We start from the raw sequence: 19,828 nt of genomic DNA on the forward strand, positions 1-19,828 counted from the left end.
AATAGCGGCGGTCGGACGGTAGGTTGGAGCAACCATGACCGACTCAGCGACAGCTAAACCCGATCTCGGACGCTTCGGATCATTCGTACGCGGCGTCACTCCCGCCCAAGCCAAGGACATCGAGGCGCTGGGCTATGGATCCGTGTGGGTGGGTGGTTCGCCGCCCGCCGAACTGGCGTGGGTGGAGCCGATTCTCGAGGCGACGACCACGCTGCAGGTCGCTACCGGCATCGTCAACATCTGGTCGGACGCGGCCGGACCCGTCGCCGAGTCGTTCCACCGGATCGACCGGGCCTACCCGGGCCGCTTCCTGCTCGGCATCGGCGTCGGGCATCCCGAAGCGATCGCCGAATATCGCAAGCCCTACGACGCGCTGGTGGAATACCTCGACCTACTCGACGAACACGGCGTGCCCGCCAACCGCCGGGTGGTCGCGGCGCTGGGTCCGCAGGTGCTGAAGCTGTCGGCGCGTCGCAGTGCGGGCGCGCACCCGTACCTCACCACCCCCGAACACACCGCACAGGCCCGCGAGCTGATCGGACCGTCGGCGTTCCTGGCACCCGAGCACAAGGTCGTCCTGACCACCAACGGCGACGAGGCCCGGGCGGTCGGCCGAAAGGTGCTGCCGGTGTACTTCAATCTGGCCAACTACCGCAACAACTGGAAGCGGCTCGGGTTCACCGATGCCGAAACCACCTTCCCGGGCAGCGACCGCCTGCTCGACTCGCTGATCGCGTACGGCACTCCGGAGGCGATCGCGGCGCGCCTCAAGGAGCACCTTGATGCCGGCGCCGACCACGTGCCTGTGCAGATCTTGACCAAAGATGAAAACCTGGTCTCGGCGTTGGCCGAACTCGCGGGGCCGCTGGGACTGACACCGGCCTGACGAACCAGAGAGGGATGAGATGACCGAGGGCGTTTCGCTCAAACCCGATCTGGGCCGTTTCGGCGTCTGGCTTCCCGGCCGATCCGTCAGCCCGGGCGTCGCGCAGCAGATCGAAGCGTTGGGTTACGGCGCGCTGTGGGTCGGCGGCTCGCCCGACGCCGACCTCAGCTGGGTGGAACCGGCGCTCGCCGAGACCTCCACGCTGCACCTGGCCACCGGGATCGTCAACATCTGGTCGTCGCCGGCCACCGAGGTAGCCGATTCCTTCCGCCGCATCGAAAGTGCTTACCCCGGAAGGTTTTTGCTGGGCGTCGGGGTGGGGCATCCCGAGCACACCGACGAGTACAAGAAGCCCTACGACGCACTGGTCGAGTATCTCGACGTGCTCGACGGCGCGTCGTTGCCGACCAGTCGCCGCGTGCTCGCAGCGCTCGGCCCCAAGGTGCTGGCGTTGTCCGCCGAGCGCAGCGCCGGTGCCCACCCGTACCTCACCACGCCCGAACACACCGCGAACGCCCGCGAACTGGTCGGCAACACCGTGTTCCTGGCCCCCGAGCACAAGGTCGTGTTGACCGAGAACGCCAACGAGGCCCGTGAGATCGGCCGGCGGACCGTCGAGTTCTACCTCGGCCTGAGCAACTATGTGAACAACTGGCGCCGACTCGGCTTCGACGACGCCGATGTGGAAAAGCCCGGCAGCGACAGGCTGATCGACGCGGTGGTGGCCCACGGGACGGTCGAGCAGATTGCCGCGCGCCTGGTCGAACACCTGGATGCGGGCGCCGATCACGTGGCGATCCAGGTGCTGGGCGGGCCCGACGGCAAGCTGCTCGGCGCTTTGGAAGCGCTCGCCGGACCGCTGGGGTTGACGCCTCCGGGCTGATCGCCGGGCTAGGGTTTCTGCATGCGGCTGCTGGTCACCGGTGGCGCTGGCTTCATCGGCGCCAACTTCGTGCACGCCACCGTGCGCGACCATCCGGCCGACGCGGTGACGGTGCTGGACGCCATGACCTATGCGGGTAGCCGTGAATCGCTGGCTCCCGTCGCGGGCGACATCCGGCTGATACAGGGCGACATCACCGATGCGGACCTGGTGACGGACTTGGTTGCCGAGAGCGACGCGGTGGTGCACTTCGCGGCCGAGACGCACAACGACAACTCACTGGCCGACCCGGCGCCGTTCCTGCAGGCCAACGTGATCGGGACGTTCACCATCCTGGAGGCGGTGCGCCGGCATGGGGTCCAGCTGCATCACGTGTCCACCGACGAGGTGTACGGCGATCTGTCGCTGGACGCCGCGGATCGTTTCACCGAGGCCACCGCGTACAACCCGTCGAGCCCCTACTCGTCGACCAAGGCCGCCGCCGACATGCTGGTGCGCGCCTGGGTGCGCTCCTACGGCGTGCGAGCGACAATCTCCAACTGCTCCAACAACTATGGGCCCTATCAGCACGTGGAGAAGTTCATTCCGCGGCAGATCACCAACGTGCTGACCGGCCGACGCCCGAAGCTGTACGGCACCGGCGCCAACGTGCGGGACTGGATTCACGTCGACGACCACAACGCCGCGGTCCGCCGCATCCTCGACGACGGCCGCACCGGGCAGACCTATCTGATCGGCGCCGACGGCGAGCGCGACAACCTGACGGTGCTGCGCACTCTGCTGGAGCTGATGGATCGCGATCCCGACGACTTCGATCACGTCGTCGACCGCGCCGGCCACGACCTTCGTTACGCGATCGACCCTTCCCGACTTCGCGACGAATTGGGTTGGAAGCCTTCGCATGTCGACTTCGACGGTGGCTTACGCGCCACGATCGACTGGTATCGGTGTCACGAGTCGTGGTGGCGGCCGCTCAAGGATGCCGTCGAGGCGCGGTACGAAGAGTGGGGGCAATGACGTGGACATCCGCGAACTCGACATTGCCGGCGCGTGGGAGATCACGCCCGCAGTGCATCCCGATTCGCGCGGGCTGTTCTTCGAATGGCTGACCGACCGGGACTTCACCGCCTTCGCCGGACATCGGCTCGATGTTCGTCAGGCCAACTGCTCGGTCTCGGCGGCCGGCGTGCTGCGCGGGCTGCACTTCGCCGAACTGCCGCCGAGTCAGGCGAAATACGTGACGTGCCTGTCCGGCTCGGTATTCGACGTCGTGGTCGACATCCGGGTGAGTTCGCCGACTTTCGGCCGATGGGACGCGGTGGTGCTGGATGACCACAGCCACAATTCGGTATATCTCTCCGAGGGCTTGGCGCATGGTTTCCTTGCGCTGCAGGACAATTCGACGGTGATGTATCTGTGTTCGGCGGAATACAGCCCACAGCGTGAACACACCATCGCCGCAACCGATCCGGCGTTGGCCATCGAATGGCCGGACGGGCACGAGCTGGTGATCTCGGACCGGGACGCCGCGGCGCCGTCGTTGGACGAGGTGCGGGCCGCCGGGCTGCTGCCGACGTGGGAAGAGGCCCAGGCGTTCACGCGGGGCCTCCGGGGCGGTTAGAGCCGGGCCGACCGGGGTACCTACACCTTTTCCTCATCGAGGAGGTCGACATGCTCCACCAACTACTGCTGGCCAGCTACAGCCAGCCCGAAGCCGCGGGGTTCATCCTGCGGGGCATCAAAGGCATCTTTGTACTCATCGGCGGCTTCATCGCCGCCATCGTCTGCGGCGCCATCGCAGCTTTCAAGGGCCGCAACCCTTTCGGATGGGGCATTCTCGGCTTCTTCTTCAGCATCATCACGCTGATCGTGGTGACCGTGATCCCGTCCAAGAAGTAGGCGCGGCCCGGCCGTCCTAGAAGGGCGGCGGCTCGTCGTTGGCGACAAGCGGCTCGGACCAACCGTGGTAGGCGTGCTGGGTTCGGCTGCGCGCTTCCCGGTTTCGCCGGCGCTCGGTCGCAAGGTAACGCGCGCGGTTCTGGGCGCGGGTTCGGCGGCGCAGGGGCATCATCGCGGTCCGGTCGACGCATCGCGACCGGCGGGCGGACTGCTCGAGCCCGCCCGTGGGCGCACAGAGTTGCGGGAACAGCAACGCGCTCCCCGGTGTGGTGACGTACGTCTGCCCCGAGGGTGAAGACCAGATCAGGGTTCCGTCGGGAAGCTGGCGGTCGCTCCAGCCCCAGAATGTCTTCATCAGATGATGAAGTCGGCACAGGAATTTCAGGTTGGACGCGTGAGTGGCCCCACCGTCGCCATAGGGCGTCGTATGGTCGAGATCGCAAGCGGTGGCGGGCTGTTCACAACCGGGGAACCTGCACGTGAGGTCGCGGCACCGGACGAAGTCGGCCAATGCGTGCGAGGGCACGTAACGGCGTTCCGGTGCGGCGTCCGCGGGATGGACCAGCGGCCGCAACCGGGCCGAGCGCGCGAGGTCGGCGAGGAGCCTCGCGGGGATCAGCGCGTCACTGCCGATCAGTGAGCCCGGAGCCGGGTCGGTACCGTCGAGCGCGGTCCGCTCGGCGATCACATGGATCACGACCGGGCTCGGCACCGGTGTCGCGGCGGCGGCGCAATGTGGTTGTCCGCAAAGGCAGTTCAACCGGTCGGCCCCGACGGCCATGGCGCCCATGGCATCAGCGCGGCGTTGGTTGCGCGTGCGAGGATCGTCGGCGCAAACCGTGGCAGCCAGCGCGTCCAAGCGGGCGTCGACGGCGTGCGCATCAGTGGTGACCAGTCGCCCGAAAATCTCAGTGAGACCGGCCTCGTCACCCCAGATGGCGAATTCGCGATCACCGCGGCGCTCCCGTCGACGCCGCACCGCATCACGATCCGCGCGCGCCACGACCTGGTCGACGTATCCGCCCAGTCGCCCCTGGGTGACGCCACGCCATCGCGCAAGCCTGACGGCCAACGACGCATCGACCGCGGCCAGCACGTCGGGGTCGGTGATCAGATCGGTCCGATACACGACGGTCCTGAACGTCCGGTAATCGATGTCACCGGCCACCAGCAGCGCGCCCACCCGTGGCACCCGCAACCGCATCGCCCGCGAATACTCCAGGTAGCTCGTCGCCAACCCCCGCGTGATGCTCAGTGCCGCTGCCACTTCCGCGGTGATCGCTTCGTGGGTGTCGCTACACCACGTCTCACGCTCGCCGGCCTCGCGCAGCCACATGACGTCGAGTTCTCCGATGACGGCCAGCCGCTCACCGGCCGCGCGATTCTCCGCTCGCACGGCGGCCTGCAACCGCTGCACTGCGGACGCGGCGTCATCGAACATACATTCGACTCTACCGAGCGGGTCCGACAGAAACCATGCGCCAGGAAAGCCATCGGCCGGACACCACACGGTGCCCGGCCGACAGATGAAGATAGGTGGTGGCTAGCCCGCGGATGCGGCGTTCGCGGCCTCGGTGGCGGCGTACGAACCGGCGCTGGTCCCGAGCGTGTTGACGAACTGCTCATGGATCGCCTGGGCCTGCGCGGCGACAGCCTGGTACAGCTGCGCGTGCGCGGCGAACTGCGCGGCGGTCAGGGCCGACACCTCGTCGGCGGCGGCCGGCACGACACCGGTGGTGGGTGCGGCGGCGGCGGCGTTCTGCGCGGAGAACGATGAGCCGATACCGCCCAGGGCGGTTGCTGCCGAGCTCAGGGCTTCGGGCTGGGTGGTCACGAATGACATGGGCGTGTCTCCTCAGGTGCGAACTCCACGAGGTCGCGGAGTGGATAACCGTGGCTTGTGGCCAAGACTGTATGACCCAACTATGCCGGAAAACGGGGCGACGGGTCCAGGTTCAGTGCGCATGTCGACAGCGAAACGCCAGTCGCTTGCCCCGGAAAGGGCCTTGGCCTGGTGAAACGCCGACTTCCGCGGCGGCACGCACCCGCCGCGGATCGCAGGCGGGAGTAAGAATCTGCCGGTGCATTAACGCTGGTCGCCGAGTCCGGCATTTTGGATGTCCAGATTTTTAATCTAGGCCACCAACCGTTCACCGCCCGCCCCGCGGCCGGCGACCTGCGTCCAGCCGGGCTTCTCTGCAGCTCATCGGCAGTATTTCAGGCCAAATTCATCGCTTCGCAGCGGTTCCTGTGAGGCGCCTGACCGGGGGTGTCGGGGCCAACCGAGCGTCGTTGGCGCACGCCGGTTTTCGCGAACGTCGATAACCTTCCATCTACGAAAAGATCCAGGTAGCTGCCAGCCGGTTTGCACTCAATTGCCAGCTGTCCCGGACGTTTCGTCAAACCAATTCCGCTCAGCGCTGGGACAGCGCGCAGCACTCACTGACGACCCACTCACCCGGAGCGAGGCACACGGATGGTTTTCGATTTTGGAGCGCTACCGCCGGAGATCAACTCCGGCAGGATCTACACCGGACCGGGATCGGCGCCGCTGATTGCGGCCGCCACGGCCTGGAATGCACTGGCGAGCGAGTTGCAGACCACGGCGGCCGGTTATACGGCCACGATCACCGAGTTGGGTTCGAGCTGGACCGGACCGTCGTCGACGGCGGCGGCCAGCGCGGCCGCTCCCTACATCGATTGGCTGAGCACCACCGCCGCACAAGCCGAGCAGACCGCAGCCCAGGCCCAGGCCGCGGCGGCTGCCTACGAGGCGGCGTTCGCCGCCAGCATCCCGCCGCCGGTGATCGAGGCCAACCGGGCGCTGCTGGCCGCACTGGTCGCCACCAACTTCCTGGGCATCAACACCCCGGCGATCGCAGCCACCGAGGCCGCCTACGCCGAGTTCTGGGCGCAAGACGCCGGGGCGATGTACGCCTACGCAGGAGCAGCGAGCACCGCCACCCAGCTGACGTCATTCGCTGAAGCGCCGCAGACCACCAACGCCAGCGGCCAGGCAAGTCAAGCGGCGTCAACCGCCCAGGCGGCCGCCGCGCAGCCCGCCGACGCGACCAGCGACCTCTTGAGTTACCTGACGCAGCTGAACACCCAATGGGGGTCGCTGAACACCGAGATCCTGAACTTCGGCACCCAGTTGACGAATGCGCAGAATGCATTCATCAACTCGCTCGGCATACCCGCGCTCACGGCATCCCTGCCACCGGACGTGACGGGCGGGCTGTCCAGCATCTCCAAGTTCTTCACTGCCATCAACGGCAGCATCAGCACGTTCCTCTCTGGGCCGTTCACCCCACTGGGGTACACCGGCGGTGTCGTCAGGAGCTTCTACCAGGCCTCGATCAGTATCCCGAGCCTCGGTACGGGTATCCAGGGCATCGGCCCGCTGCTCCACCCGACGCCCATCACGGGAGCGCTGTCGCCGCTGCTGCACAGCGGCTTGCTGAGCGGCTCCACCCAGAGTTTCGCCCCGGCAACGGCTTTGGCGGGCCGGGCCAGCACCATCGGCGCCTTGTCGGTGCCGCAGAATTGGGCGGCCGCGACGCCGGCCGTCCGCTCCGTTGCCGCCGAGATGGAAGCCAGCGCGGTCGACGCCGCCCCGGAGATGGGCCTGGCTCAGCCCGGCATGTTCGGCCAGACGGCGCTGTCCAGCCTGGCCGGCCGGGCCATCGGCGGTTCCGCGACCCGGGCGGCTGTGGGCCAGGGCTATCGCGTGCCGGGCGCGGTCGCTACCGACGAAATCGCCACCACCGCCACCATCATCGTGATCCCGCCGAGCGCGGAATAAGGAGATTCAGCAATGGTTTTCGATTTTGCAGCGCAACCGCCGGAGCTCATCTCCGCCAAGATCTACTCCGGTCCCGGTGGGGAGTCGTTGCAGACCGCTGCAGCTGCCTGGGACGCGTTGGCCGGTGAATTGCAGTCGGTGGCAACGCAATTCGAGTCTACGATTGCCGGCCTGGTGGGTGGCGACTGGACTGGTCCGTCGGCGGAGGCCGCGGCAGCGGCCGCACAGCCGTACGTAGCATGGCTGGGGACGACTGCGGGACAGGCCGAGCAGACCGCCGGCCAGGCCCGGTCCGCGGCCGGCGCTTACGAAGCGGCATTGGCGGCGACCGTGCCGCCGGCCGAGATAGCGGCGAACCGCGCTCAGCTACTGCAGCTGGTGCCGGCGAACATCTTCGGTCAATACAATGCGGCCATTGCGGCCCTCGAAGCCGAGTACGCCCAGTTCTGGGCCCAGGACGTAGCCGCCATCACCGGCTACTCCGCATCGGCGCAGTCGGCGACCACCGGGTTGGGCTCTTTCACCGAAGCGCCGCAGACCACCAACGCCGCGGGGACGACAGCACAGGCCGCCGCCACCCAGGCTGCCGCGGTAGCTCCGTTGGACCCCTCCGGGGTCCTCACCGCAATCGAGACCAACCTGAACTCGTTCTCGACAGCGCTGACCAGCTTGAACAGCACCTATACGAACTTCTTCACCAACGCGTTCAATGCGATCCCGGGCGGCTCAAGCATCTCGTCGGCGTACCAGAGCGTGTTGACATTCGCGAACAACGTGGGCAGCCAGGCCACCTACACCAACGTCATCAACAGCTCCCAGAGCCTGGGTATCTCGCAGTGGAAGAACTTCTTCATCTACCAGCCGTGGAGCCACGGCGTCGGCCTGGGCTCGCTGGGCGCCGGCCTGTCGTCCCCCGGCCATCTCGGTGGCCTCGGTATCGGAGCAAAGGCGGCGTCGGCGGCGATCGGCAGCGCGCACACCATCGGCAAGCTGTCCGTGCCGCCGAGTTGGGCCGGTGCCACACCGGCGATCAGGCTGGCCGCCACGTCGTTGCCGGATGGGGCTTTTGCTGCGACGGCGGCTCCGACGATGGAGGTCCCGCTGAGCGCGCTGAACCAGGCCAGCCTGGGCAGCCTCGCAGGTGGCGCACTGGGCAGCCCGGCGTCCCGGGTCGTCAGCTCGACGGGGGTGCGGGCCAAGGTCGCAGCGCCCCGCAAGCAGGGTCCAGTACCGCTCGACAAGGTCATCGCGAAGCTGCAGGAGTCTCCGGATGAGGTGCAGCACTGGAACGTCGACGAGGCCGGGCTCGACGATCTGGTCGCCAAGCTGTCGACCAAGCCGGGCATTCACGCCGTGCACCTGACCGACGGCAAAGCCACCGAAGCGGTCGCGAAGGCCGCAGCCGAAACCGGATGAGGAGGATCACATGAAACAACTACTTGCCCTACTCGGGGTGTCGCTTGGACTGATGCTCGCCGCGCCGGCGCATGCCGAACCCGGCCTCGACGAGCCGGCCGGCGACGAGAACAACGGCTCGTTCATCGCCGACCTGAAAAAGGTGGGAATCGGTTTCGCCGACGAGGGTCAAGCCGTCAGCGCCGGCCAGGCCGTCTGCGGAGCACTGCACAACGGGATGGGTGGTCTGCACCTGATCCAGCACCTACAGGAGAGCAACCCGTCGCTGACCGAGAACGGCGCCGCTCAGTTCGCCACGATCTCGGCGAAGGCGTACTGCCCGAAGCAGCTCGATGAGGAAAAGGAACCCGGCAAGAAATACCTGAAGGGCAACGCCCCGGGCAAGGGCACCGGGGAAGACGAGACGGCGGTCATGAAAGGCGGCGGCGGTGGTGGTGGCTAGGCCTTGACCGCCTGCACGAAATAGCCACGCGGAGCGTTGGGTACGTCAGCCGGAACCGGCGGATGTGCCCAACGTTTCCATTTGTGGCCGGCGACGGCCAGGTCGGTGACGGTCGCGGTCCAGCCGTGGCGCTCAACCAGATCCGCTGGGGTGTCGCTGCTGAAAACCCATGGGGCGCCCAGCTTTTCCATGTACGCCAGGGTGGCCGCGGAGAACGGTGCTTGCAGTAGCGCCGTGCCGACCACGTCGTAGAGTAGCGCGGAGCCCGGCGCGGACAGCCCGTCGACGCGCGCGAACAGCCGCTCGACGTCGGTCGCAGGCAGATACTGCAGCAGTCCTTCGATCGTCCAAGCGGTCGGCGCTGAAGTATCGAACCCCTGCGAGACAAGCGCTTTCGTCCAGTCGCCGGCCAGATCGGCACCGACCGCGACGCGCCGGCAGCGCGGCCGTTCTCCGCCGAGACCCGCTTCTTTGGCCGCGATCACCTGCGGTTGGTCGATTTCGAAGACCGTGGTGCCGTCGGGCCACGGCAGCCGAAACGAGCGGGCGTCCATCCCGGCGGCCAGGATCACCACCTGCTCCACGCCGGACATCCGCAGCAGCGCGTCGTCGTACAGCTTGGTGCGCACCACGATTGCCGCCGACGCCTGCCCCGTCTCCGCGGTCGCTTCGGCAAGCAGTTGCCGGCCGTCGGCACCCGCCAGTCGGTCGGCAAAGGGGTCATCGAAAAGCGGGTCGTCGCGCCGGGATTCCTCGGCGCGCATCGCCGCGACGAGCAAGCCCGTCGCCGCTACCGCATGTTTGGCGTCGTCCATCCCACGATCATGGGTGCGCGCCGGCCGGCGGTCTTGGATATTTGTGCCGCTGGATGACGGGTACATGGCTGGGCAGTACGAGCGGCTGTTCGGCGTACTGGGTCGGCGTCATCCCGGTGAAAGTCCGGAATTCCCGGACGAAGTGGGCCTGATCGAAGTAGCCGACCTCGGCCGCCACCCGGGCCCCGTTCATCGTGCCGAGCAATCGCAGAGCTGCCTGCAGCCGGCGAATACGCGCATAGGCCTTGGGTGACAAACCGACTTCGGCGCGGAACACCGCGATCAGTCGCTTGGTGGTCATGCCCACCAGGTCGCGGATGTCGCTCATCCGGATCGAGGGGTTGGCTTCGATCGCCGCGACCGCGGCCGCAACGGCGGGATGCCGTCGCACCGACGACCAGGGCCGCGTCAGCAAGAAGGCCTCCAGGATGGCGAACCGTGCCGCCGCCGTCGGCGCGTCGATAAGCCGCTCGTGCAACTCGGCGCCGTCGCGGCCCCAGATGTCGTCGAGGCCGACGGAGCCGTTCTCCAGTTCGCCCAACGGGATCCCGAGGAACGGGTACGCGCCGCCGGGCCGGAAATGGATTGCCATCGCCGGCTCGTCAGCGGGCATCTCCGACACGTACGAATCGGTGTGCGAGCCGGTGACGAAAGCCGGCGGGACACTCAGCCTGGTGACACCATCGGCGGCGTAGAAGTCCACCCGCTGTCGTTGACCGACGTCGATGATGACCGTGACCGCCCCGCGCGGCAGCGCCCGGCTGCGGTATCCGATCGGAGCCTGCCAATGCCCGACGATCTCGGTGTAGTCGGCCAGCGCGGACGTCGGCCGGTACATGCAGACGCCGCTCATCCAGCGACGATAACGCAGCCGCTTGCCACCGGTCGGGCCCATTTACTAGGATGTCCTAGTAACCAACGCGCTTACTTTTCTATGTCCGAGGGACAACATGACTCAAAAGATTCCGCACTTCATCGACGGACGCCGCAGCGATCTCGCGTCCACCAGAACCGCCGACGTCCTCAACCCCAGCACCGGCGAGGTGCAGGCGCAGGTGCTGCTGGCGTCGGCAGCCGACGTCGACACCGCGGTGGCCTCCGCCAAGAAGGCGCAGCGCGAGTGGGCGGCGTTCAATCCGCAGCGGCGCGCCCGGGTGATGATGCGGTTCGTCGATCTGGTCAACCAGAACGTCGACGAGTTGGCCGAACTGCTCTCGCTGGAGCACGGCAAGACGGTCCCCGACGCACGCGGCGACATACAGCGCGGCATCGAGGTCATCGAGTTCTCCATCGGCATTCCGCATCTGCTCAAGGGTGAGTTCACCGAGGGTGCCGGCACCGGAATCGACGTCTACTCCATTCGCCAGCCGCTCGGCGTGGTCGCCGGTATCACCCCGTTCAACTTCCCGGCGATGATCCCGCTGTGGAAGGCAGGGCCGGCGCTCGCATGCGGAAATGCGTTCATTCTCAAGCCTTCTGAGCGTGACCCGTCGGTACCGGTGCGCCTGGCCGAGTTGTTTCTCGAAGCCGGCCTGCCGGCCGGGGTGTTCCAGGTGGTCCAGGGCGACAAGGAAGCGGTCGACGCGATCCTGCATCACCCCGACATCGAAGCGGTCGGTTTCGTCGGCAGCTCCGACATCGCGCAGTACATCTACGAGACCTCGGCCGCCAACGGCAAACGATCGCAGTGCTTCGGCGGTGCGAAGAACCACATGGTGATACTTCCCGACGCCGACCTCGACCAGGCGGTCGACGCGTTGATCGGCGCCGGCTACGGCAGCGCGGGTGAGCGGTGCATGGCGATCAGCGTCGCTGTGCCGGTCGGCGAAGATACCGCTAACCGGTTGCGTAACAGGCTGGTTGAGCGGATCAACCAGTTGCGGGTCGGACACAGCCTCGACCCGAAGGCCGACTACGGTCCGCTGGTCACCGAGGCCGCACTCAAGCGGGTGCGCGACTACATCGGTCAGGGCGTCGAGGCGGGCGCCGACCTGGTGGTCGACGGCCGCGAACGCGCCACCGACGAACTCACCTTCGACGACCAGAGCCTGGAAAAGGGCTTCTTCATCGGGCCCACCCTGTTCGACAACGTCACCACCGACATGTCGATCTACACCGACGAGATCTTCGGCCCGGTGCTGTGCATCGTCCGGGCGCACGACTACGAAGACGCGCTGCGGTTGCCCTCGGAGCACGAATACGGCAACGGGGTGGCCATTTTCACCCGCGACGGCGACGCCGCCCGCGACTTCGTGTCCCGCGTGCAGGTCGGCATGGTGGGAGTGAACGTGCCGATCCCGGTGCCGGTGGCCTATCACACCTTCGGCGGTTGGAAGCGGTCCGGCTTCGGCGATCTCAACCAGCACGGCCCCGCGTCGATCCAGTTCTACACCAAGACCAAGACCGTTACCGAGCGCTGGCCGTCCGGGATCAAAGACGGAGCCGAATTCAGCATCCCGACGATGAAGTAGCCGGCGATGCAATTGTTCGGTCTGGACGACGACGAACGGGTCATCACCGAGACGGCCGCCGCGTTCGCCGCCAAGAAGCTGGCCCCGTATGCCCTGGAATGGGATGCCACACACCACTTTCCGGTCGACGAGCTGCGGGAGGCCGCGAGCCTCGGGATGGCGGCGATCTACTGTCGCGACGATGTCGGCGGCAGCGCACTGCGTCGCCTCGACGGGGTGCGGATCTTCGAGCAGCTGGCCGCCGCCGATCCGACCACCGCGGCGTTCCTGTCGATCCACAACATGTGCGCCTGGATGGTCGACGCGTTCGGCACCGACGAACAGCGCAAGGACTGGATACCGCGACTGGCAACGATGGACGCGATCGCCAGCTACTGCCTGACCGAGCCGGGCGCCGGCTCGGATGCCAGCGCGTTGAGCACGAAAGCCGTCAAGAGCAACGGCGACTACGTGCTCGACGGCGTCAAGCAGTTCATCTCCGGGGCGGGAGCCTCCGACGTCTACGTGGTGATGGCCCGGACCGGTGGTAGCGAGAAGCCCGGACCGCGCGGCATCTCGGCGTTCATCGTCGAAAAAGGCACGCCCGGGCTGAGTTTCGGTGCGCACGAGGAGAAGATGGGCTGGAACGCGCAGCCCACCGCGCAGGTGATCCTGGACGGGGTGCGGGTGCCCGCGGACGCGATGCTCGGCGGCGTCGACGGCGAGGGCGGCGGGTTCGGCATCGCGATGAACGGCCTCAACGGCGGCCGGATCAACATCGCGGCGTGCTCGTTGGGCGGCGCGCAGGCCGCCTACGACAAAGCCGCCACCTACGTCGCCCACCGCGAAGCGTTCGGCGCTCCCCTGCTCGATGAGCCCACCATCCGCTTCACCCTGGCCGACATGGCCACCGCGCTGGAAACGTCGCGACTGATGCTGTGGCGGGCGGCCGCAGCGCTGGATGACGGCGCCGAGGACAAAGTCCAACTGTGCGCGATGGCCAAAAGGTATGTCACCGACGCGTGTTACGAGGTCGCGGACCAGGCTCTGCAACTGCACGGCGGCTACGGCTATCTTCGCGAGTACGGTCTGGAGAAGATCGTGCGCGACCTCAGGGTGCACCGCATTCTCGAGGGCACCAACGAGATCATGCGGGTGGTCATCGGCCGAGCCGAGGCAGCCCGAGTCCGCGCCAGCGCCTAGGTAGGGGCCAGATGACACAGACATTCACTGTCGCGTTCTTGGGATTGGGTCACATGGGCGGCCCCATGTCGAAGAACCTGGTCGACGCCGGCCACACCGTGCGGGGCTTCGATCCGGTGCCCGCCGCCGTCGAGGCCGCGACCGCCAACGGCATCGAGGTGTTGAACAGCGGCGCGGCAGCAGCCACCGGAGCGGACGTGGTGATCACGATGCTGCCGAACGGCGACCTGGTGAAGCGGTGTTACGCCGAGATTCTGCCGGCCGTCGGCGAAGGAACGTTGTTCATCGACAGCTCAACCATTTCCGTCGACGATGCCCGTGAGGTCCATGCGCTGGCCGGTTCACGCGGTGTGGTCCAACTGGACGCCCCGGTGTCCGGCGGGGTCAAAGGAGCGGTCGCGGGCACGTTGGCCTTCATGGTCGGCGGCGACGCAGCGGCGCTGGAGCGGGCCCGGCCGGTGCTGGAACCGATGGCGGGCAAGATCATTCACTGCGGCGGCGCCGGAGCCGGCCAGGCCGCGAAGGTCTGCAACAACATGGTGCTGGCCGTGCACCAGATTGCCATCGGCGAGGCGTTCGTGCTGGCCGACAAGCTCGGGCTGTCGGCACAGGCGCTGTTCGACGTGATCACCGGTGCGACCGGAAACTGCTGGGCGGTGCACACCAATTGCCCGGTGCCCGGCCCGGTTCCGACGTCGCCGGCCAACAACGACTTCCAGCCCGGCTTCGCCACGGCGCTGATGAACAAAGACCTCGGTCTCGCGATGGACGCGGTCACCTCGACCGGCTCGACCGCGCCGCTGGGTACCCACGCCGCCGACCTCTACGCGAAATTCGCAACTGCTTACGGCGACAAGGACTTCAGCGCGATCATCGAGACATTGCGCTAATCAGGCGGCCCGGCGGATCCACCAACGCCGGTGCGCCTGCTGGCAACTGGCCGCCGACAACCGCTCCGCGACATGGACGGCGGGAAATCCGGTCGCGGCCGGGGCGGTGACGCCGCCGGTGACGGCGAGCGCATCGCGCGCGGTGATGCCCATCTCCCACAACGCCAGCCGGTACAACTCGCTCCGACAGGCCAGTCCCCCATCGGGTTCGGGTAAGTCGTCGATGGTCACGATGGTCTCGACGAGACCGTCGCCGAGCAGCCGGCGCACCATGGTCTCCACCTGGGCACGCGGTCGGGCGCTCACCACGCTCACCCAGATACCGGCGACGAAAAGGCTCATCACCGCGTCGATCAATTCCGTCCTGGCCGACTCGTCGCTGTCGGAATCGATGGCATCCAGCGCGGAGTCGGCGTCGAAGATCACCGCCCGCAGTTGGTCGGCGTCGGTCCGGGCTTCCCGATCCCACCAGAACGTCCGGGCAGGACGAATCGATCCGTTGGCTCGCACGTCACACAGGGTGCCCCGGATCGCCACGGCCCAGCCTCCCCCATTAGGGGGATTCGGATGATCAAACACCTGCCTCCTCCTAGGGTGTTGCCATGATTTCTGCGCCGGTGCGCGTCGTACTCGTCGATGACCACGAGATGGTGATCGAGGGCCTCAAAGCGATGCTGACCGCCTTCAAGGACCGGGTGCAGGTGGTCGGGCAGGCGGTGGGCGTCGACCGTGCCGTCGAGGTCGTCGACGAGTTGCAACCCGACGTCGTGCTGTCCGACGTGCGTATGCAGGGCTCCAGCGGCCTCGACCTGTGCAAGATGCTGCTCGAGCGGCGGGCGGACCGCAAAGTGGTGATGCTGTCGGTCTACGACGACGAGCAGTACCTGTATCAAGCACTCCGCGTCGGTGCCAGCGGTTACCTGCTGAAGAGCATCAACAGCGACGAGCTGGTCCGTCAGCTCGAATTGGCGTACCGGGGTGAAACCGTCATCGATCCGGGCATGGCGGCGCGCGCGGCCGACACCGCGGCCCGGATGCAACGCGACGAGTTCTGGCCGGGCGCCCGGCAGGGGCTGACGCAGCGCGAGAGCGAGATCCTGTCGTGCATGGTCAACGGGCTGTCCAACCGGGGGATTGCGGGCAAGCTGATCATCGGCGAGGAGACGGTCAAGAGCCACCTGCGTTCGATCTACCGCAAGTTGGGGGTCAACGACCGCACCGGCGCGGTGGCAACGGCTCTGCGCGAAGGCATCTACCAGTGAGCACCACCTCGCGGCGGGGCTCGAACGCCGTGCACGACCTCGTCGACACCGATCGCGAACTGGCACTGCTGCGCGAACTGATCCAGGCCGCATCCAGTGGACCCGGCGTCGAGCCGCTGGCCGCCGCCGCGGCGCGGATGATCACCGCGGCCACCGGAGCGGACGTGTGCTTCGTGCACGTGCTCGACGACGGCGACCGCTCGCTGACGCTGGCCGGCGCGACTCCGCCGTTCGACGCGTCGGTGGGAAAGATCCGGCTGCCGTTGGGATCCGGCATCTCCGGCTGGGTGGCGCGGCATCGTGAGCCGGTCGTGATCACCGACGACAAAGAGGCCGATCCCCGCTATCTGCCCATCCAGTCGCTGCGCGGACGCGACTTCACCTCGATGGTGTCCATGCCGATGGAGACCGATCCGGGCGGGCTGGTCGGCGTGCTGAACGTGCACACGGTCGCCCGGCGCGAATTCACCGACGGCGACGTCGAACTCCTGCGGGTGATCGGCCGACTCATCGCCGGCGCCATGCACCAAGCTCGGCTGCACCGACGGTTGGTGGCCAGGGAGCGCGCCCATGAGCTGTTCGTCGAGCAGGTGATCGAGGCGCAGGAGATCGAGCGCCGCCGGGTCGCCGGCGACATCCACGACGGCATCTCGCAGCGCCTGATCACGCTGTCCTACCGGCTCGACGCGGCGGCGCGGGCCATCGGTACCGATCCGACCGAGGCCTCCAGCCAACTCGCCGAAGCCCGCGAGCTGGTCGGCCTGACGCTGGGCGAGGCGCGGGTGGCGATCAGCGGGCTGCGCCCGCCGGTGCTCGACGACCTGGGCCTGGCCGGCGGTCTGGCCAGCCTGGCCCGGTCGATTCCGCAGCTGGACAGCGAACTCGACCTGGCCGACGTGCGGCTGCCCGAGCACATCGAGATCGCGTTGTACCGCATCGCCCAGGAGGGCCTGCAGAACATCGTCAAACACGCCAACGCGTCGGTGGCACGGCTGCGCTTCACGGTCGCAGAAGCCACCGCCCGGCTCGAAATCGTGGACAACGGAATAGGTTTCGACACCTTCGAGAATCCGCTGGGTAGCGACGAGATGGGTGGTTACGGCGTGCTGTCGATGGCCGAACGCGCCGAGCTGGTCGGCGGCACGCTGAACATCCGGTCGCGGCCCGGCTCCGGGACGGCCGTCACCGCGACGATTCCGGTGCCCTCGCCGATCGACTAGAAGTCGCCGGCGTTCTGCCGCAGCGTCTCGATCGACGACACCAGCGCCTGCGACTCGTGTTCGGAGATGCCGATGTCGGCGAACACCTGCTCGTTGAGCGTGACGGTGGCGTCCTCGACGGTCGATCGGCCGAGATCGGTGATCTGCACCAGCGTGGTCCGTCCGTCGGTCGGATGCGGCACCCGCTGGACCAGATTGTTGGCCTCGAGCCGGCGGATGGCGTGGGTGACGCTGGTGACGTGCACCTGCAACCGGTCGGACGCTTTGGTGATCGGCAACGCCCCGCTGCGGCTGAATGCCAGCAGCCGCAGCAGCTCGAACCGGGAGAAGCTCAAATCGTAAGGCCGCAAAGCATTCTCGACCCGGGCCAGCAGAATCTGGTGGGCCCGCATCACCGAGGTCACCGCGACCATGCCTTCGGCGACACCGCCCCATCCGGCGCGCTCCCAGTTGACCCGCGCGACGGCGATCGGGTCGCGGTTGTCCGCTCTGCCGCGGTCGCTGGATGGGGCCACGCCTTTTCATACCAGCCCGGTCGCGACGATGCGGGCGTTGGGGCTACAACGAACGCTGTAGCAGCACCGCTCCGGTGTCGGCGGAAACCACTTGCACCGCGGCAATCTGGTCGACCGGGGTGGAGATGCTGCCGGCGGTGTTCGCCGTGTGACCCGGCTCGGCCACCCAGGTCGCCAACTGGGTCTGGCTGCCGTCGCGGCCCACGACGATCATCGCCAGCCGGTCATGACGAGCATTCACCGGGGCCAGGCACACGCATCGAAGGTCGATCGAGGTGCCCCAATGTTGGCCGCTGAGAGCGACTGTCGAGGCCAGCGCCGTGGTGCCGACCTGGGCCATCGGTTGCGCGGACACGCTCGCGTGCGGAGGCGGAGTCGTCGGCGAGTGGTTCGACACGCCCACCAGGATCGTGATCGCCAGCAGTACCGAGGCCGCCGCCCCCAGCGACCAGGCCACCGCACGCGAGCGACGGCGGCGCCGGCGAACGGCAAACATCAACCCCGGCAACATGTTCGGCGGCGCGTCGAGGTCGTGGACATCGTCCATCGCGGCCACCACGTCACCGTCGAGCTTGCCCAGAAGTGCGGGCATCCCGCTGATTTCGTCGACGGCCGCCCGGCATGACGCACAGCCGGTCAGGTGCGCCTCGTAGGCCACCCGGTCAGCGGCCGTCAGCGACCCGAGCACGTAAGCCGCGTCCCAGGTGGCGAACTCGTCACCCGGCGGACTGAAACCGTGGGTCGTGTTCATCGTGTTACCCCCATCTCCTGCATTGTCAGTCGCAAAGCCCGCACCGCATAGTGCAGTCGCGACTTCACTGTCCCCTCCGCTATGTCGAGGTCGGCGGCGATCTGTGCCGTCGTCCAGCCCCGGTAGTAGGCCCGCTCGACAACCGCCCGGTGATCCGCCGACATCTGCGCCATCGCGTCGGCGATCAGCAGCCGGTCCACCGCCGCGTCCACCTCGTCCGGAGCGGCCCGCTCCGGCACGCCCGGCTCGTCCAGCGAGCCCCCCGCTGTTCGGAACCGGGCGCTGCGCGTCTCGTCGATCACGATGTTGCGGGCCACGGTGTACAGCCAGGCCCGCGGTGGGCGTTCCGGATTGGCGATCACCTCCGGGTGCTGCCACGCCCGCAACAACGTCTCCTGCACGACGTCCTCCGCGCGGCTGGCATCGCCGGTCAGCCGGAGCACGAAACGCCACAATGGCGCTGCATGCTCCTGATACAGCGACGTCATCAACGCGGTTTCGGCGTCAGTAGTGCCGGTGGATCGACTCACCCGAACACCTCCCGATCACCAGCTTCTCGGTGATGACACGAAGTCGGTGTCCGTTTGGTTCAGCCGAGCGTCAGGATGCGGGGCCCGTCGTCGGTGGCAGCCACCGTGTGCTCCCAGTGCGCCGCGCGCGAGCCGTCTCCGGTGACGACCGTCCATTGGTCGTCCAGGATCACGGTCTTACGGGTGCCCAGCGTCAGCATCGGCTCGATCGCCAGCACCGATCCGGCGGCCAGCAGCGGACCGCGGCCGGGAGCTCCTTCGTTGGGCAGGAACGGGTCCATGTGCATCTGCCTGCCGATGCCGTGACCGCCGTAGCCCTCGACGATGCCGTACGTGCGCCCGTAGCGGGCCTCGGCGGCATGGGTCGCGGTCTCGATGGCGTGCGAGACGTCGGTCAGCCGGTTGCCGGGGATCATCGCGGCGATCCCGGCCTCCATGGACTCCCTGGTGGCCTGCGACAGCAGTTCGTCGGCGGCAATCAGCGGGCCGACGCCGAAGGTGATCGCGGCGTCGCCGTGCCAACCGTCCAGGATCGCGCCGCAGTCGACGGAGACCAGGTCGCCGGCAGCGAGTTCGTCAGCCGCCGACGGGATTCCGTGCACGACACGGTCGTTGACCGAGGAGCAGATCGACGCCGGGTAGCCGTGGTAGCCGAGGAAAGACGGCGTGGCGCCGGCGTCGCGGATCACCGCCTCGGCAATCTGGTCGAGGTCGTGGGTCGTGGCTCCGGGGACGGCGGCTTCGCGTGCCGCCGCCAGGGCCGCGGCGACCACGGCGCCGGCCGCGGCCATCGCGTCGAGTTCTGCGGCGCTGCGTTGCGGCACCACCTTGCGGGTGCGCAGGCCGGCCAGGCCGATCACC

21 protein-coding genes and 1 pseudogene are annotated in these 19,828 nt (G+C 67.6%); 13 read left to right on the forward strand and 9 right to left on the reverse strand.

Translation table 11 applies throughout. The annotated features are described in order from the left end of the window. Nucleotides 1-34 precede the first annotated feature (34 nt). Genes ACZYW1_RS06580 through ACZYW1_RS06600 form a run of 5 tightly spaced genes read left to right on the forward strand, consistent with a single transcriptional unit; the run spans nt 35 to nt 3,668 of the window. Entirely contained in the window at nt 35-886 is an 852-nt protein-coding gene (locus ACZYW1_RS06580; RefSeq protein ID WP_463784244.1) for an LLM class F420-dependent oxidoreductase, read from the forward strand. Nucleotides 887-905: 19 nt separating this feature from the next. Next, nucleotides 906-1,769 (forward strand): LLM class F420-dependent oxidoreductase, encoded by an 864-nt coding sequence (locus tag ACZYW1_RS06585; RefSeq protein WP_463784245.1) that lies wholly within the window; start codon nt 906-908, stop codon nt 1,767-1,769. Between the two features lie 21 nt (nt 1,770-1,790). Further along, nucleotides 1,791-2,786, forward strand: a complete 996-nt coding sequence (gene rfbB, locus ACZYW1_RS06590; RefSeq protein ID WP_463784247.1) for a dTDP-glucose 4,6-dehydratase — start codon at nt 1,791-1,793, stop codon at nt 2,784-2,786. Between the two features lies 1 nt (nt 2,787). Beyond that, nucleotides 2,788-3,390 (forward strand): dTDP-4-dehydrorhamnose 3,5-epimerase, encoded by a 603-nt coding sequence (gene rfbC / locus ACZYW1_RS06595; RefSeq protein ID WP_463784248.1) that lies wholly within the window; start codon nt 2,788-2,790, stop codon nt 3,388-3,390. A 50-nt stretch (nt 3,391-3,440) separates the two neighbouring features. Then, entirely contained in the window at nt 3,441-3,668 is a 228-nt protein-coding gene (locus ACZYW1_RS06600; protein WP_463784250.1) for a deoxyribodipyrimidine photolyase, read from the forward strand. A gap of 16 nt (nt 3,669-3,684) precedes the next feature. Here ACZYW1_RS06600 and ACZYW1_RS06605 read toward each other — a convergent pair whose 3' ends face one another. Both ACZYW1_RS06605 and ACZYW1_RS06610 read right to left on the reverse strand, forming a co-directional pair. Beyond that, nucleotides 3,685-5,109, reverse strand: coding sequence for an HNH endonuclease signature motif containing protein (locus ACZYW1_RS06605; RefSeq protein ID WP_463784252.1), 1,425 nt, complete (start codon nt 5,107-5,109; stop codon nt 3,685-3,687). A gap of 102 nt (nt 5,110-5,211) precedes the next feature. Further along, complete coding sequence (locus ACZYW1_RS06610; protein ID WP_293000790.1) at nt 5,212-5,511, reverse strand: PE family protein; 300 nt, start codon at nt 5,509-5,511, stop codon at nt 5,212-5,214. A 633-nt stretch (nt 5,512-6,144) separates the two neighbouring features. Between ACZYW1_RS06610 and ACZYW1_RS06615 the strand changes: the two genes are divergently transcribed. The 3 genes and pseudogenes from ACZYW1_RS06615 to ACZYW1_RS06625 all read left to right on the forward strand — a co-directional run. Continuing rightward, complete coding sequence (locus tag ACZYW1_RS06615; RefSeq protein WP_463784256.1) at nt 6,145-7,473, forward strand: PPE family protein, SVP subgroup; 1,329 nt, start codon at nt 6,145-6,147, stop codon at nt 7,471-7,473. 12 nt (nt 7,474-7,485) lie between these two features. Then, the gene (locus ACZYW1_RS06620; RefSeq protein WP_463784258.1) at nt 7,486-8,889 is read left to right on the forward strand and encodes a PPE family protein; all 1,404 of its coding nucleotides are present in this window, start codon (nt 7,486-7,488) and stop codon (nt 8,887-8,889) included. Nucleotides 8,890-8,899: 10 nt separating this feature from the next. Then, nucleotides 8,900-9,244: pseudogene (locus ACZYW1_RS06625) on the forward strand (DUF732 domain-containing protein); the annotation flags it as partial. A gap of 83 nt (nt 9,245-9,327) precedes the next feature. Here the strand turns inward: ACZYW1_RS06625 and ACZYW1_RS06630 are convergent. Further along, a complete protein-coding gene (locus ACZYW1_RS06630) occupies nt 9,328-10,146 on the reverse strand; it encodes an SAM-dependent methyltransferase (RefSeq protein ID WP_463784260.1) in 819 nt (272 codons plus the stop codon). Nucleotides 10,147-10,153: 7 nt separating this feature from the next. After that, nucleotides 10,154-10,999, reverse strand: a complete 846-nt coding sequence (locus ACZYW1_RS06635) for a helix-turn-helix domain-containing protein (protein WP_463784262.1) — start codon at nt 10,997-10,999, stop codon at nt 10,154-10,156. Between the two features lie 97 nt (nt 11,000-11,096). Here ACZYW1_RS06635 and ACZYW1_RS06640 point away from each other — a divergent pair, with 97 nt between their 5' ends. From ACZYW1_RS06640 to mmsB, 3 genes are read left to right on the forward strand one after another with little or no spacing between them, the layout of a single operon-like run. Continuing rightward, nucleotides 11,097-12,617, forward strand: a complete 1,521-nt coding sequence (locus ACZYW1_RS06640) for a CoA-acylating methylmalonate-semialdehyde dehydrogenase (protein WP_463784263.1) — start codon at nt 11,097-11,099, stop codon at nt 12,615-12,617. Nucleotides 12,618-12,629: 12 nt separating this feature from the next. Then, complete coding sequence (locus ACZYW1_RS06645; RefSeq protein ID WP_463787720.1) at nt 12,630-13,799, forward strand: acyl-CoA dehydrogenase family protein; 1,170 nt, start codon at nt 12,630-12,632, stop codon at nt 13,797-13,799. Between the two features lie 11 nt (nt 13,800-13,810). After that, the gene (mmsB, locus tag ACZYW1_RS06650; RefSeq protein WP_463784267.1) at nt 13,811-14,689 is read left to right on the forward strand and encodes a 3-hydroxyisobutyrate dehydrogenase; all 879 of its coding nucleotides are present in this window, start codon (nt 13,811-13,813) and stop codon (nt 14,687-14,689) included. Here the strand turns inward: mmsB and ACZYW1_RS06655 are convergent, their stop codons facing one another. Next, on the reverse strand, nt 14,690-15,268 hold the full coding sequence (locus ACZYW1_RS06655) for an HAD family hydrolase (protein ID WP_463784269.1): 579 nt from the start codon (nt 15,266-15,268) through the stop codon (nt 14,690-14,692). It lies immediately after the preceding gene. A 23-nt stretch (nt 15,269-15,291) separates the two neighbouring features. Here ACZYW1_RS06655 and ACZYW1_RS06660 point away from each other — a divergent pair, with 23 nt between their 5' ends. Further along, the gene (locus ACZYW1_RS06660) at nt 15,292-15,951 is read left to right on the forward strand and encodes a response regulator (protein WP_463784272.1); all 660 of its coding nucleotides are present in this window, start codon (nt 15,292-15,294) and stop codon (nt 15,949-15,951) included. After that, the gene (locus ACZYW1_RS06665) at nt 15,948-17,171 is read left to right on the forward strand and encodes a GAF domain-containing sensor histidine kinase (RefSeq protein ID WP_463784275.1); all 1,224 of its coding nucleotides are present in this window, start codon (nt 15,948-15,950) and stop codon (nt 17,169-17,171) included. The genes ACZYW1_RS06660 and ACZYW1_RS06665 overlap by 4 nt, the downstream gene beginning before the upstream one ends. On the opposite strand, the gene ACZYW1_RS06670 is transcribed toward ACZYW1_RS06665, so the two are convergent. From ACZYW1_RS06670 to map, 4 genes are all read right to left on the reverse strand, one after another. Further along, nucleotides 17,168-17,686 (reverse strand): MarR family transcriptional regulator, encoded by a 519-nt coding sequence (locus ACZYW1_RS06670; RefSeq protein ID WP_463784278.1) that lies wholly within the window; start codon nt 17,684-17,686, stop codon nt 17,168-17,170. The genes ACZYW1_RS06665 and ACZYW1_RS06670 overlap by 4 nt on opposite strands. Before the next feature lie 43 nt (nt 17,687-17,729). Next, nucleotides 17,730-18,437: an anti-sigma factor family protein gene (locus ACZYW1_RS06675; RefSeq protein WP_463784281.1), complete on the reverse strand. Its 708-nt coding sequence runs from the start codon at nt 18,435-18,437 to the stop codon at nt 17,730-17,732. Next, nucleotides 18,434-18,925 carry a sigma-70 family RNA polymerase sigma factor gene (locus ACZYW1_RS06680; protein ID WP_463787722.1) on the reverse strand — a complete coding sequence of 164 codons (492 nt, stop codon included), beginning with the start codon at nt 18,923-18,925 and terminating at the stop codon, nt 18,434-18,436. Before ACZYW1_RS06680 ends, ACZYW1_RS06675 begins: the two co-directional genes overlap by 4 nt. 101 nt (nt 18,926-19,026) lie before the next feature. Continuing rightward, a complete protein-coding gene (map, locus tag ACZYW1_RS06685; protein WP_463784284.1) occupies nt 19,027-19,827 on the reverse strand; it encodes a type I methionyl aminopeptidase in 801 nt (266 codons plus the stop codon). Between the last annotated feature and the right edge of the window lies 1 nt (nt 19,828).

The organism is Mycobacterium sp. IDUB_36 (assembly GCF_055419225.1).

Excerpts from the sequence above, each read along its gene's own strand:
- ACZYW1_RS06660 (WP_463784272.1), top strand. The coding sequence starts at position 15,292 with ATGATTTCTGCGCCGGTGCGCGTCGTACTCGTCGATGACCACGAGATG.
- rfbB (WP_463784247.1), top strand. The coding sequence starts at position 1,791 with ATGCGGCTGCTGGTCACCGGTGGCGCTGGCTTCATCGGCGCCAACTTC.
- ACZYW1_RS06610 (WP_293000790.1), bottom strand. The coding sequence starts at position 5,511 with ATGTCATTCGTGACCACCCAGCCCGAAGCCCTGAGCTCGGCAGCAACC.
- ACZYW1_RS06580 (WP_463784244.1), top strand. The coding sequence starts at position 35 with ATGACCGACTCAGCGACAGCTAAACCCGATCTCGGACGCTTCGGATCA.
- ACZYW1_RS06675 (WP_463784281.1), bottom strand. The coding sequence starts at position 18,437 with ATGAACACGACCCACGGTTTCAGTCCGCCGGGTGACGAGTTCGCCACC.
- ACZYW1_RS06605 (WP_463784252.1), bottom strand. The coding sequence starts at position 5,109 with ATGTTCGATGACGCCGCGTCCGCAGTGCAGCGGTTGCAGGCCGCCGTG.
- ACZYW1_RS06615 (WP_463784256.1), top strand. The coding sequence starts at position 6,145 with ATGGTTTTCGATTTTGGAGCGCTACCGCCGGAGATCAACTCCGGCAGG.
- ACZYW1_RS06640 (WP_463784263.1), top strand. The coding sequence starts at position 11,097 with ATGACTCAAAAGATTCCGCACTTCATCGACGGACGCCGCAGCGATCTC.
- ACZYW1_RS06680 (WP_463787722.1), bottom strand. The coding sequence starts at position 18,925 with ATGACGTCGCTGTATCAGGAGCATGCAGCGCCATTGTGGCGTTTCGTG.
- ACZYW1_RS06635 (WP_463784262.1), bottom strand. The coding sequence starts at position 10,999 with ATGAGCGGCGTCTGCATGTACCGGCCGACGTCCGCGCTGGCCGACTAC.
- ACZYW1_RS06600 (WP_463784250.1), top strand. The coding sequence starts at position 3,441 with ATGCTCCACCAACTACTGCTGGCCAGCTACAGCCAGCCCGAAGCCGCG.
- mmsB (WP_463784267.1), top strand. The coding sequence starts at position 13,811 with ATGACACAGACATTCACTGTCGCGTTCTTGGGATTGGGTCACATGGGC.
- ACZYW1_RS06620 (WP_463784258.1), top strand. The coding sequence starts at position 7,486 with ATGGTTTTCGATTTTGCAGCGCAACCGCCGGAGCTCATCTCCGCCAAG.
- ACZYW1_RS06585 (WP_463784245.1), top strand. The coding sequence starts at position 906 with ATGACCGAGGGCGTTTCGCTCAAACCCGATCTGGGCCGTTTCGGCGTC.
- ACZYW1_RS06630 (WP_463784260.1), bottom strand. The coding sequence starts at position 10,146 with ATGGACGACGCCAAACATGCGGTAGCGGCGACGGGCTTGCTCGTCGCG.